Origin of the sequence: Sphingomonas sp. 2378 (genome assembly GCF_038084995.1) — a bacterium.
In the GTDB taxonomy this organism is placed as follows: Bacteria; Pseudomonadota; Alphaproteobacteria; order Sphingomonadales; family Sphingomonadaceae; genus Sphingomonas.
This window is the reverse complement of sequence record NZ_JAXCMJ010000006.1, coordinates 36,463-49,343: the sequence shown is the minus strand read 5'-3', so window position 1 is coordinate 49,343 and position 12,881 is coordinate 36,463. Positions and strand designations below refer to the sequence as shown.

Sequence of the window (12,881 nt, the reverse complement as noted above, 5' to 3'; positions counted from 1 at the left end):
ATCCCCTCCCGCTTGCGGGAGGGGCGTGCCAAGATCAGAGCGCGCGTATCACCCCTTCAACGTCGCCATGTCGATCACGAAGCGATATTTCACATCGCTCTTCTGCATCCGGTCATAGGCGGTGTTGACCTCGTCCATCGCGATCATCTCGATATCGGCGGTCAGGCCATGCTGGTGGCAGAAATCGAGCATCTCCTGCGTCTCGGCGATGCCGCCGATCAGCGAGCCCGCCAGCGACCGGCGGCGGAAGACGAGGTTGCCGACCGAGGGCGAGGGATGCGGCGAATCGGGCACGCCGACCAGCGTCATCGTGCCGTCGCGCTTCAACAGCATCAGGAACGCATCGAGGTCATGCGGCGCGGCCACCGTATTCAGGATGAAGTCGAAGCTGTTGGCGTGCGCGGCCATCTGGTCGGCGTCCTTCGACACGATCAGGTCCCTGGCGCCCAGCCGCCTGGCGTCCTCGGCCTTGCCCGGCGAGGTGGAGAAGACATAGACCTCGGCCCCCATCGCGGCGGCGATCTTCACACCCATGTGACCCAGTCCGCCAAGCCCCACGATGCCGACCTTCTGGCCCGGCCCGACCTTCCAGTGGCGGAGAGGCGAATAGGTGGTGATGCCCGCGCACAACAGCGGCGCGACGGCGGCCAGATCACCCTCGTCATGGTTGATCTTCAGGACGAAGCCTTCCTTGACCACGATATGGTCGGAATAGCCGCCGAAGGTATGGCTGCCCATCACGGGATCGGGGCCGTTATAGGTGCCGACGAAGCCGGTGGTCTCGCAATATTGCTCTTCACCGTCATGGCAGGAGGCGCAATGGCCGCAACTGTCGACCATGCAGCCGACGCCGACCACGTCGCCGACCTGGTACTTGGTCACCGCGTCGCCGATGGCGGTGACCCGACCGACGATCTCGTGACCCGGAACGCAGGGATAGAGGGTGCCCGCCCATTCGCCGCGCGCGGTGTGCAGGTCGGAATGGCAGACGCCGCAATAGAGAATGTCGATCGCGACATCGTCTCCTTGCGGATCGCGACGCTCGAACGAAAAGGGCGCGAGCGGGGTATCGGCCGACTGGGCGGCATAGCCCTTGGCGGGAGTGGGCATGGAAGCTCCTCTGGAATCGATAGGGGCGACCGAAGGATCGCGGCGCTCATATGGGACCCGGGGACTCGCATGCCAGGGCGATGGGCCTGCTAGTTTTTCCGATTGGCAATGATCGGGAAATTGTAAAACTTCAACATGTTATATTGTCACTAGCCCTGCGATGCTCGCAACGACGGGCGGGACTTATCCCATAAATCCCTGATTCCAGGTCGACATGTCGTAATTGCCGATATTGGGCAGCACGGTGCGCAGGCTCCCCGAGTCAATGCCGAACCAGCTCGCCAGCGTCGCGGCATATTGGTCGACCGACATGGTCGGGATCAGGCGGCCCTGGCCGACATCGTCATTGTTGTTGACGCCCACCGTCGGCGCCTTGCCATAGAGCCGCTGCCCGCGCACCGCGCCGCCGACGACGAAGTGCATGCCGCCCCAGCCATGGTCCGACCCGTCGTCATTGGATTGAAGCGTGCGCCCGAAATCGGACGCGGTGAAGCTGGTCACCTGATTGGCGACGCCCATCGCCTCGGTGGTGTCGTAAAAGGCCTTCATCGCCGACGACATGCGGGCGAGCAGCCCCGGATGCTGCGCCACCAGATTGTCGTGCAGGTCGAAGCCGCCGAGCGACACGAAGAACACCTGCCGCTTCAGCCCCAGGGTCTGGTTGACCGAGATCATACGCGCGACCATCTTCAACTGGTCGGCCAGCGGGTTGTTGCTGGGGAAAAGCGGGAAGCTGGTCGCGGGCGCGCCCGCCAGCGCGCTGCTCAACTGCGCCTGGATATCGAGCGCCCGCTTGCTGATCCGCGCATGCTCGCTGGCGATGGCGAGGCTGGAGTCGGAGGTCATCAGCGTGCGCAGCATGTCGAGCGCGGTGGACGAACCGTACAGCGTCCGACTGCTGTTCAGCAGCGCGACCGGGCCGCCGGTGCCGACCGAATATTGGATCGCGCTGCGCCCGGTCAGGTACACGGCATTGCCGGTGGCGTTGATGCAGGTCAGCGCGGCATTGCCGTTGCCGTTCTGGAACACGTCGCCGATCCGCCCGCCCCAGCCGCTGCCCGCGCCTTCGGGGCTCGACGCCTGGAAGAAGCTCTGCTGGTCGTTATGGCTGAACAGCTTGGGAGGCAGGCGGACGCTGCGCTTCTGATATTGCGATTTGGTCGTCGGCTCGACCAGCGTGCCGACGTTCAGCGCGACCGCCATTTTGCCCGCCGCGAACAGCTGGCTCATCTCGGGCATGCTGGGCGACAGGGCATAGGCGCGGCCATCGGGCAGCGCGACCGAGGGGTTCAGCAGGGTGCCCGCCAGCACGTCGCGCTGATAGCCGATATTGGCCCGCGCCGCGCGATAGGCCGCGAAGCTGCCCTCGTCATAGGGGACCAGCGTGTTGGCATAGTCGTTGCCGCCATAGAGGAACACGCACACCAGCGCCTTGTAATCCGAGGCGGTGGCCGCCGCCGCCTCGCCGATCGCGGCCAAGCTGGAGACGAAGGGAGTGGCGGTCCCGGCCAGGCCGAGCAGGGCGCTGCGCTTCAGGAAAGCGCGCCGTGATTGATCATGGAGGGACTGGTCGTGCATCATGCTCATCACCGCAGGGTCAGATAGTCGGGGGAGGCCATGGTCAGCAGGATCGCGATGCCGACCCGGTTGATCGGGCCGTTGGTCGCGCTGGCAGACACGCTGTCGACCGCGGACCGGATGGTGGCCTGGGTCGCGGCGGACAATTGCCCGGCGGCGAGGATCAGATTGACCTCGTCGACCAGCGCGGCGCTGTCGGCTGCCTTGGTCAGGATCGCGGTGTAATCGGCCTTCACATCGCCGATGCCGTTGGCGATCAGCCCGTACATGAAGTTCACATAGCCGACGACGCTCTGTTCGCTGGTGATCTGGAACTCGGGCGCGACGAGGCCGCTGCTCGCCATGCCGGTGCCCGGCGGGGCATAGCCGGGGCGATAGAAGTTGAAGACCGACGGGCTGTGCCCCTTGGCCTGGCCCAACCGGTTCGACGGGTTGGAGGTGTCGCCGATCGCCCAGCCATTGGAGGGCGAATTGACGCCGAAGGCGCGCGCCCAGCCGGTCAGCCGCAGGACCGGCTCGCGCAGCTTGCCCGCCGTGGCGGCGGTGGACAGGGTCCGCGCCTCGCTGTCGAGCAGGATGGCGCGGATCACCGCCTTCATGTCGCCGCGCACGCCCTGGCCATTGTCGACGAACTTGGTCGCGACCCGGGTGACATAGGCAGGCGACGGGTTGCTGGTGACCAGCCGCTGGATCAACTGTTTCGAGACGAAGGGCGGCACGTTGGGATGCGCGAAGATCGCATCCAGCGCCGCGCCGATCCCCGCCATGCCGCCACCGCTGACCGTGGTGCCCAGAAAGCTCGACGCGCCGGTTTCGTTGAGGGTGGCGTTCATCACCAGCGGCTGGCGCAGCCGGGTCGGCGTGTTGCTGTCGGTGCTGGTCGGGACCAGTCCGGTGAACACGCGCGCCAGCCCGGACACATCGGCCTGGCCATAGGTGTCGATCGGCTGTCCGCCGTTCAGCTTGGGGGTGCCGTCCATGTTCAGCTGGCTGAGTCCCAGCGTGAACAACTGCATCAGCTCGCGCGCGTAATTCTCGTCCGGCTGGGTGCCGGTGGTCGGGTTGGCCTTGCGATTATATTGATAGGTCAGGAACTGGCCCATCGCGAAATTGGTCGTCACCGCGCCCAGCAGGTCGCGATAATTGCCGAAGGCATTGTCCAGCAGGATATCGACATAGGCCGCCATGGCGAAGGCGCGCCAGGTGCTGCTCGCCTGGTCGATGCCGACCACCAGAATGTCGAGCAGCGCCATGCCCACGCGCTGGCGAAGCTGGTCGGGCTCGACGATCATCTGGCGCCACATGGACGGGTCGAAGCCGCTGATCGCGTTCGCCTTGGCGGTGTCATAGCCATTGGCGATCAGCCAGTCCCAATGACTGGTCGCGCGCGGCAGGGCGAACTGGTCGGTCAGCCAGCCGTCATAGCCGCGCGAGACGACCGTATCGATGCTGGCGCGGGTCGCGCCCATCGTGGCCTGTGCCAGGAAGCGGCTGGCCTCGACGGCGGTCGGCGCGGCGTTGACCACGACGATGGGGGTCGTGGTGGCGGGGGTGGAGGCCGTGCCCTCGGCGCTGCCCGTGGCGGTGGCCGTGCTCCCGCCCCCGCCGCCGCCACCACAGGCGGCCAGCGCCAGCAGCGGCAGCGTCGCCACGCCGGCCCTGCCCGCCGCATGGCCCGACGGCCGTTCGACGATGGGCAGTTCCGTGCCGTCCTCGACGGTCGCCGCCATCGGCTCCGCCACAAAGTCCCGCCCCGTCATCACATCCATGTCCGATAGCGTCGCCGGGTTGGCGACCGAGGGACAGGATGAGCCTATCTGGTTAATGGAAGGTGCAGGGTTCCTCGGTTCGTCGCATCATGGAAACGATTTGGCCGAGACGGACCCATCGTGACGATGGCGTAATGAAAAAGGCCCCCGGACAATGGGTCCGGGGGCCTTGATCGAGGAGGAGGAAACGCCGGTCAATCGATGCGCGGCAGCGTCTCGAACTGGTGATAGGGCGGCGGGCTGGACAGCGTCCATTCGAGCGTCGTCGCCCCCTCGCCCCAGGGATTGTCCCCGGCGGGCTTTCCGGCGACCAGCGACCAGATCAGGTTGATGAAGAAGATGCCCATGCCCGCCGCCATGATCTCATAACCATGGGTCGCGACCGCGTTCCAGGTCGCATAGGCATCCGGGTAATCGGGATAGCGGCGCGGCATGCCCTGCAACCCCAGGAAATGCATCGGGAAGAACAACAGGTTCACGCCGATGAAGAACACCCAGAAATGCAACTGGCCGAGCAACTCGCTATACATCTTCCCCGACATTTTGGGGAACCAGTAATAAAAGCCCGCGAACAGCGCGAACACCGCGCCCAGCGACAGGACGTAATGGAAGTGCGCGACGACATAATAGGTGTCGTGCATGTAATCGTCGATGCCGCCGTTCGCCAGCACCACGCCGGTCACGCCGCCGACGGTGAACATGAAGATGAAGCCGATTGCCCAGACCATCGGCGTCTTGAAGCTGAGCGAGCCGCCCCACATGGTCGCGATCCACGAGAAGATCTTGATGCCGGTGGGCACCGCGATGATCATCGTCGCGGCGGTGAAATACATCTTGGTGTTCACGGACAGGCCGGTGGCGAACATATGGTGCGCCCACACGACGAAGCCGACCACGCCGATCGCGACCATGGCATAGGCCATGCCGAGATAGCCGAAGACGGGCTTGCGGCTGAACGTCGCGATGATCTGGCTGACGATGCCGAAGCCGGGCAGGATCATGATGTACACTTCGGGGTGGCCGAAGAACCAGAAGAGATGCTGGTACAGGATCGGGTCGCCGCCCCCGGCGGGATCGAAGAAGGTCGTGCCGAAATTCCGGTCGGTCAGCAACATGGTGATCGCGGCGGCCAGCACCGGCAGCGAGAGCAGCAGCAGGAAGGCGGTGACCAGCACCGACCAGACGAACAGCGGCATCTTGTGCAGCGTCATGCCCGGCGCGCGCATGTTGAAGATGGTGGTGATGAAGTTGATCGCCCCCAGGATCGACGACGCGCCCGCCAGGTGAAGCGCCAGGATCGCCATGTCCACCGATGGCCCCGGCTCGCCGAAGGTCGATAGCGGGGCGTAAGCGGTCCAGCCGACACCCGCCCCCGAACCGAAGAAGGGCGAGGCGAGCAGCAGCGTGAAGGCCGGGATCAGCAGCCAGAAGGACACGTTGTTCATGCGCGGGAAGGCCATGTCCGGCGCACCGATCATGATCGGCACGAACCAGTTGCCGAACCCGCCGATCATCGCGGGCATGACCATGAAGAACACCATGATCAGGCCGTGCGCGGTGATCAGCACGTTCCACAGATGCAGCGACTGGTCGAGGCTCTGCGCCCCGCCGTGCAGCAACCCCGCCCAGATACCCAGATACTGGATGCCGGGCTCCTTCAACTCGGCGCGCATCAGGCCGGAGATCGCGCCGCCGATGATCCCCGCGACGATCGCGAAGATCAGGTAGAGGGTGCCGATATCCTTGTGATTGGTCGACAGGAACCAGCGCGCGAAGAAGCCGGGCTTGTGATCGGCGTCATGGTGCGCGTGGTGGTCTTCATGACCGACGAAAGCCGATCCGGGGTGAAGTGCGGTGTCGGTCATGGCTTATTGTCCAGCGTTGCCGGGGCCCGCCGGACTGCCGGTGGCGCCTTGCGCGGAAGAGGGGGACTGGGCGGGGGTGGCCATATTGTCGGCGGGGCCGGTCACCGCCTCGGAGGCATTGGCCTGCGCCGCCTCGGAGGCCGAGCCCTCGGCACCCGGCTGCGGAATGACCGAGGAAGAGGGGGCCTTGGAACCCGGCATCTGGCCGCCCTTGGCCGCGACCCAGGCCGCGAATTGCGCCGGGGGCACCGCCTGCACCGCGATCGGCATGAACGCATGACGCGCGCCGCACAGTTCGGAGCATTGGCCGAAATACAGACCCGGCTTCTCGATGGTGAAGTTCGTCTCGTTCAACCGACCGGGCACCGCGTCCAGCTTCATCCAGAAGGCGGGGATCGCCCAGCTATGGATGACGTCGTTCGAGGTGGTGATCAGGCGGATCGGCACGCCGACGGGCAGGACGATGCGATTGTCCACCGCCAGCAGGCGTGGACCGTCGGCATCGGTGCGCGCGCGCTCGCCGGGGGCGACCTGATCCTTTTCCTTCAGCATGTTGGCGGTGATCTCGATCCCGCCATGATCGGGGTATTGATAGGTCCAATACCATTGGTTGCCGATCGCCTTCAGCGTGACGGCCCCGGCGGGCGCGGGCTTGAACTGCGCCTGGAGCAGCCCGATCGAGGGGATGGCGATCAGGACCAGGACCACCACCGGCCCCAGCGTCCACAACACCTCGACCAGCGTGTTGTGGCTGGTCTTGGACGCGACCGGATTGGCGGCGCGGCGATAGCGGAACACGACCCAGGCGAGCAGCAGCAGGACGAGGATGCAGATGATCGTGATGACCGGCATCAGCACGCCATTGTGCATCCAGTGCGCGAACTCGCCGTTCTTCGTCACCTGAGGCTGAAGGCCGATGCGCCCGTCGATCGGCAGGCCGACATTGGGATCGATGGTCGTCGCGGGCGCGCCGTCCTGCGCCAGCAGCGGGCTGGTCGGTGCGGCGGTGGCGGGCGCGGCGGCGCTGGTCGGCGCGGTGTTGGAGACGCCCGCGCCTTCGGCGGCGGCCTGTGGTGCAGCCTTGGGCGGCGCGGCCGGAGTCGCGATGGCCGCACTCGACAACAGGCCCAGCCCGGCGGCGATCGCCAGCGCCTTCATCCGTTTCGGCATCCTCATCCTCCGGGGTCCGGACATGCGCTTGACCTCGCTCATCCCGCTTTCGTCTCCCATCCTCCCTCGCCTGTCCGTCGGTGGTTCGACGGGCTGAGACGGGGCGTCCTGTCATTTTTGTTGAGGCGACTATAGCACGGGACCGCGCCCCCTCAACCCTTGAGCGTCGCATGGCCGATTGCATGGGGGCGGGGGCGATCCTATGAGACCGGGTCATCTGACCGATGCCGGAGTTGCCCCATGACTGATGAAGACGTCCTCGCCGAGTTCCGCGCCGCCGAGGCGCTGCTCGAAGGGCATTTCATCCTCTCCTCCGGCTTGCGCAGCCCGCGCTATCTGCAATGCGCGCGCGTGCTGATGGAGCCGGCCCGCGCCGCCCGGCTGTGCGAGGCTGTCGCCGCGAAGATCCCGGCGGAGATCCGGGAGCAGATCAGCGCGGTCGTCGCCCCCGCCATGGGCGGCGTGATCGTCGGCCATGAAATGGCGCGCGCGCTGGGCGTGCCGGGCATGTTCCTGGAGCGGCCCGAGGGAGTTTTCCACCTGCGTCGCGGTTTCCGGCTGGATGCGGGGCAGAAGGTGCTGATGATGGAAGACGTGGTCACCACCGGCCTGTCCAGCCGCGAGGCGATCGCCGCCATCGCGCGCGAAGGGGGAGAGACGATCGCGGCGGCTTCGCTGGTCGATCGCTCGAACGGCAAGGCCGATCTGGGTGTGCCGTTCTTCCCGCTGATCCGACTCGACGTGCCCAGCTACAGCCCGGACGATCTGCCCCCCGAACTGGCCGCGATCCCCGCGATCAAGCCGGGGAGCCGCGCGGCGGCATGACCGAGCATCTGCGCCTGGGCGTCAATATCGACCATGTCGCGACCGTGCGGAACGCGCGCGGGGCGGGCTATCCCGATCCGGTCAAGGCGGCGCTGATCGCGGCGGAGGCCGGCGCGGACGGGATCACCGCGCATTTGCGCGAGGACCGGCGGCACATCACGGATAGCGATATCGCGCGGCTGTCGGCGGAACTGACCGTGCCGCTCAACCTGGAAATGGCGGCGACGGAGGAGATGCTCGCCATCGCGCTGAAGCACGGCCCCCACGCCGCCTGCATCGTTCCCGAAAAGCGCGAGGAGCGGACGACCGAGGGCGGACTCGACGCCGCCGGGCAGCGCGAATGGCTTGCTCCCATGGTGGCGAAGCTGGGCGAGGCGGGCATCCGCGTCTCGCTGTTCATCGAACCCGATCCGCGTCAGATCGAGGCGGCGTTGAACCTGCGCGTGCCGGTCGTCGAACTGCACACCGGTCGCTATGCCGAACGGGATGGCGAGGCGCGCACCGAGGAACTGCGCCGCTTGTCGGACGCGGCGGCGCTGGCGGCGAAGAACGGGATCGAGGTTCATGCGGGACACGGCCTGACCTATGACAATGTCGCCCCCATCGCGGCGATCCCGCAGGTGCGCGAACTGAACATCGGCCATTTCCTGATCGCGGACGCGGTATTCGTCGGTCTTCCGCAAGTGGTGCGCAAGATGCGCGCTGCCATGGACATGGCGCGGTGAGGGGCATCACCTATTCCTCCCCTGCAAGGGGAGGGGGACCACGGCGAAGCCGTGGTGGAGGGGGGGGCCCATTTGCCGTGACACCCCTCCGTCAGTCCTGCGGACTGACACCTCCCCTGCAAGGGGAGGAAGGGTTGTGATCATCGGTCTGGGCTCGGACCTCTGCAATATCGAGCGGATCCAGGCCGCTCTCGACCGACATGGCGGCCGGTTCGAGGCGCGTTGCTTCACCGAGGTGGAACAGGCCAAGGCCGCCAGACGCCCCTTCACCCGCGCGGGCACCTATGCCAAGCGCTTCGCCGCCAAGGAGGCCTTTTCGAAGGCGGTCGGTACCGGCTTCGCCCACGGCGTCTTCATGCGCGATATCGGGGTGATCAACCTGCCCGGCGGCGCGCCGACCTTGTCTTTGACGGGCGGCGCGCGGGAACGGCTTGACGCGATGACCCCGGCGGGCCACGTCGCCTATATTCACTTGACCATGACCGACGATCACCCCTGGGCCCAGGCCTTTGTCGTGATCGAGGCGAGACCGGAAGTTTCCGCATGAAGGACGCGGTGTTGGACACGAACCAGGGTACGCCCGCGGATCAACCGGCGGTCAAGCCGTCGGATGCCACGCCGCCCGCCAGGAAAAAGGGCACCGACTGGTGGTCCGAGGTCAAGGGGCTGTTCTGGCTGCTCCTGATCGTACTCGGCTTTCACAGCTTCCTCGCCAAGCCCTTCTACATCCCGTCCGAATCGATGCTGCCGGGGTTGCAGGTCGGGGACCGGCTGGTCGTCAGCAAGTTCGCTTATGGCTGGTCCTATGTCTCGCCGACCATTCCGAACCCGATCGCGATCTTCAAGTCGCTGGTCCTTCGCCAGCCGACCGATAGCTGGAGCGCGCAGCTACCCTTCATCCATGGCCGCCTGTTCGGCTCGCTGCCGACGCGCGGCGATGTGGTGATCGTGACGCCGCCGGGCACGCATAACGACTATATCAAGCGGGTGATCGGCCTGCCCGGCGACCGGCTGGAGGTGCGCGACGGCACCGTCATCCTGAACGGCAAGCCGGCCGAGCGCGGGCCGCTCCATTATGTCGACATTCCGGTCGACACCAACAGCCCCTGCAAGGCCTCCGACTATGGCGAGGAAGCCAAGGTGCGGCTGCCGAGCGGCCAGTGGGTCTGCCACCTGCCGATCGTGACCGAGACGCTGCCCAACAACCGCCGTTACGACACGGTCGAACTGGGATGGAGTCCCGGTGATAATTACGGGCCGATCACCATTCCCGCCGACCATGTCTTCCTGATGGGCGACAATCGCGACCGTTCGGCCGACAGCCGTTTCTCGCTGGCCGAATTGGGGCTGGGCGGGCCGGTGCCCTATGAGAATATCGGCGGGCGGGCCGAGTTCGTGACCTTCAGCCTGGACGGCGACGCGACACTCAATCCGTTGACCTGGTGGGGTTCGCTCCGCTCGGGCCGGGCGGGCAGCTCGCTCCATCCGACGACGGTGAAGCCCGGATCATGAGCGATCCCGTCCCGCTGACGAAAGACCCCGCGCCGATCGAGTTTCGCGAGGGCTTCGTCCGGCGGGAACTGATGCGCGCGGCGATCTGGCTGGGCCTGATCGCGGCGATGGCGGTGACGGTGCTGCTGGTCCAGCCGTTGCTGGTGATCTTCGCCGGGCTGGTCTTCGCGACGCTGCTCGACGGTGGTGTCCGGCTGCTCGGCCGGGTGTTGCCGATCGGGCGCGGCTGGCGGCTGTCGATCGTCGTGCTGGCGGTGACGGCGTTCCTGCTCGGCACCTTCTACCTCACCGGGGTCGAGGTCGTGCAGCAGGTGACCCAGCTTCGCTCCACGCTGGAGACGCAGGCGGGCCGCGTGGCCGGCTGGCTGGCGTCGCAGGGGTTGATGCCCGGCACCTCGGACATCAACGGCCTGCTCAAACAGTCGCTGGGATCGATCGGGCGGCTCACCTCCTGGGTCGGCACGGCGGTCGGCGCGGTGACCAGCATGTTCATGATGCTGATCATCGGCCTGTTCCTGGCGATGGACCCGGATGGCTATGCGCGCGGGTTGCAATGGGTGGTGCCGCGCGCCGCGCGCGCCGAATTCGCGATCACCCAGGCACGGGTAATGGGTACGCTGCGCAAGCTGCTCGCCGGACGGCTGCTCGGCATGGCGTTCGAGGGGGTGCTGACCGGCATCGCGCTGATGATCGGGGGCGTGCCGATGGCGCTGCTGCTCGGCATCATCGCGGGGATATTGGCGTTCATCCCCAATATCGGGGCGATCATCACCGGCGCGCTGATGGTCGCGGTCGGCTTTTCGGCGGGCACCGATGCGGGCTTCTGGGCGATCGGCACCTATCTGGTCGTGCAGACCTTCGACGGCTATGTCGTCGTGCCGATGGTCGCCAAGCGGACCGTCGACCTGCCGCCCGCGCTGACCCTGTCGACGCAGATCATGGCGAGCGCGCTGTTCGGCATCCTCGGGCTGGCGCTGGCCGACCCGATGACCGCGATGATCAAGTCCGCGCTACAGCGCCGGTCGGAGCGCGAGGCGGCGCGCGACGGCGACAGCGCGCGCGCCGAATCCGACATCGCCTGACGCCAGCGCGTCGCGTCGCTGCCGGGCGGTGACGATCGAGTCGAACAGCGCCAGATAGCGCTCCGCCGAATCCTGCCCCGGTTCCGGCACCGGATCGGGGCGGGGCGCGACCGGGTTCAGCCAGTGCCGCAACCCCGCGACCAGCGCACCCAGATCCTCACGCGGGACGATGGTGCCCAGCGAGGGATCGGTGACGATCTCGTGCACCGCGGGACTCGAATCGGTGGTGACGACCGGCGTGCCCACCGCCAGCGCCTCGCGCAGCACGCCCGGCACGCCTTCATAATCGGACGGCAGCGCCAGTACCGGCGCGGCGGCCATGGCGGCGCTCGGATTGGCGACATGGCCGGGCAGCGAGACGCGATGTTCCAGCCCCAGCACCGCGATCTGCGCGGTCAGCGCAGGCCGCAGGCTGCCCTCGCCCAATATGGTCAGCCCGACATCCTCGGGCAGATGGGTCAGCGCGGTGATCAGCCGGTCCCAGCGCTTCTGCGGTTCCAGCCGTCCGACCCCCAGGATCCGCCGACCGGGCGGCAGGATCGTGTCGGGGCCGCCGGCGGGCAGGGCGGAGGGCGGGTTCGGGATGACCGCGACCGACAGCCCGGTCGCCTCGCGCGCCGCTCGCGCGGTGGCGGGGGTCATCGCCACCAGCGAGTCGAGGAACAGCCGGTGCCGGGCCAGCCATTGCCGCTGGCCCCAGGCGACGATCGGATGATGATCGCCCCGGTCGACCGCGTTGGACATCTTGCCGACGATCGGCGGGCACGCCCCCGCCAGCCGCAGCCGCGCCCAGGCCGCCATGCTGGTATAATGATTGCCGGGACAGAAGATGATGTCGGGCCGCATCCGGTCGATCATCGCGGGCAGGGTGGTGCACAGCCCGGTATAGCGCTGGTGCCCCAGCGTCACTATCTCCACCCCCGACGGCACGCCGTGCTGGAACCGGCCGCTTTCCTCGCCCAGCACCAGGGTCACCCGCCGACCCTGCCGGGTCCAGCCCTGGAGCATGCGCGCGAGTGCGGCTTCCACGCCGCCACGCATCGCCAGCGCATAGGTCAGGATGTGATCGGCTGGCATGGGCTCCGGTAACGGATGAGGAGGGGATCGGGTGCCGGAGGTACGCGCAGCTTGTCGCGTAAATATGTCAATTCCAGCCCTAAGGTGGACACAATCGCCCCCCAAAGGTGAATTCTTATTCAGGTGCGAGAAAGCAGTGTTGAGGTTAGCGGGCGCCACCGGCGAACG

11 protein-coding genes are annotated in these 12,881 nt (G+C 66.8%); 5 read left to right on the top strand and 6 right to left on the bottom strand.

Translation table 11 applies throughout. The features are described 5' to 3' along the window. Window positions 1–48: 48 nt before the first annotated feature. From SM191_RS04980 to coxB, 5 genes are all read right to left on the bottom strand, one after another. Complete coding sequence (locus tag SM191_RS04980; RefSeq protein WP_341505233.1) at window positions 49–1,110, bottom strand: NAD(P)-dependent alcohol dehydrogenase; 1,062 nt, start codon at window positions 1,108–1,110, stop codon at window positions 49–51. A 183-nt stretch (window positions 1,111–1,293) separates the two neighbouring features. Beyond that, on the bottom strand, window positions 1,294–2,697 hold the full coding sequence (locus SM191_RS04975) for a DUF1501 domain-containing protein (protein ID WP_341505232.1): 1,404 nt from the start codon (window positions 2,695–2,697) through the stop codon (window positions 1,294–1,296). Continuing rightward, window positions 2,697–4,448 carry a DUF1800 domain-containing protein gene (locus tag SM191_RS04970; protein WP_341505231.1) on the bottom strand — a complete coding sequence of 584 codons (1,752 nt, stop codon included), beginning with the start codon at window positions 4,446–4,448 and terminating at the stop codon, window positions 2,697–2,699. Before SM191_RS04970 ends, SM191_RS04975 begins: the two co-directional genes overlap by 1 nt. A gap of 203 nt (window positions 4,449–4,651) precedes the next feature. Then, the gene (gene ctaD, locus SM191_RS04965; RefSeq protein ID WP_341505230.1) at window positions 4,652–6,322 is read right to left on the bottom strand and encodes a cytochrome c oxidase subunit I; all 1,671 of its coding nucleotides are present in this window, start codon (window positions 6,320–6,322) and stop codon (window positions 4,652–4,654) included. A gap of 3 nt (window positions 6,323–6,325) precedes the next feature. Next, window positions 6,326–7,492 carry a cytochrome c oxidase subunit II gene (coxB, locus tag SM191_RS04960; protein ID WP_445949809.1) on the bottom strand — a complete coding sequence of 389 codons (1,167 nt, stop codon included), beginning with the start codon at window positions 7,490–7,492 and terminating at the stop codon, window positions 6,326–6,328. 240 nt (window positions 7,493–7,732) lie between these two features. Between coxB and pyrE the strand changes: the two genes are divergently transcribed. The 5 genes from pyrE to SM191_RS04935 all read left to right on the top strand — a co-directional run bounded on the left by pyrE (window position 7,733) and on the right by SM191_RS04935 (window position 11,636). Continuing rightward, complete coding sequence (gene pyrE, locus SM191_RS04955) at window positions 7,733–8,317, top strand: orotate phosphoribosyltransferase (RefSeq protein WP_341505228.1); 585 nt, start codon at window positions 7,733–7,735, stop codon at window positions 8,315–8,317. After that, window positions 8,314–9,042: a pyridoxine 5'-phosphate synthase gene (locus tag SM191_RS04950; protein ID WP_341505227.1), complete on the top strand. Its 729-nt coding sequence runs from the start codon at window positions 8,314–8,316 to the stop codon at window positions 9,040–9,042. The genes pyrE and SM191_RS04950 overlap by 4 nt, the downstream gene beginning before the upstream one ends. Window positions 9,043–9,178: 136 nt before the next feature. After that, on the top strand, window positions 9,179–9,589 hold the full coding sequence (gene acpS, locus SM191_RS04945) for a holo-ACP synthase (RefSeq protein ID WP_306996903.1): 411 nt from the start codon (window positions 9,179–9,181) through the stop codon (window positions 9,587–9,589). Beyond that, a complete protein-coding gene (gene lepB / locus SM191_RS04940; RefSeq protein WP_341505226.1) occupies window positions 9,586–10,554 on the top strand; it encodes a signal peptidase I in 969 nt (322 codons plus the stop codon). Before acpS ends, lepB begins: the two co-directional genes overlap by 4 nt. Further along, window positions 10,551–11,636, top strand: coding sequence for an AI-2E family transporter (locus tag SM191_RS04935; RefSeq protein WP_306996899.1), 1,086 nt, complete (start codon window positions 10,551–10,553; stop codon window positions 11,634–11,636). The genes lepB and SM191_RS04935 overlap by 4 nt, the downstream gene beginning before the upstream one ends. Here SM191_RS04935 and SM191_RS04930 read toward each other — a convergent pair. Further along, window positions 11,565–12,713, bottom strand: coding sequence for a glycosyltransferase (locus SM191_RS04930; protein WP_341505225.1), 1,149 nt, complete (start codon window positions 12,711–12,713; stop codon window positions 11,565–11,567). The genes SM191_RS04935 and SM191_RS04930 overlap by 72 nt on opposite strands. Window positions 12,714–12,881: the final 168 nt, after the last annotated feature.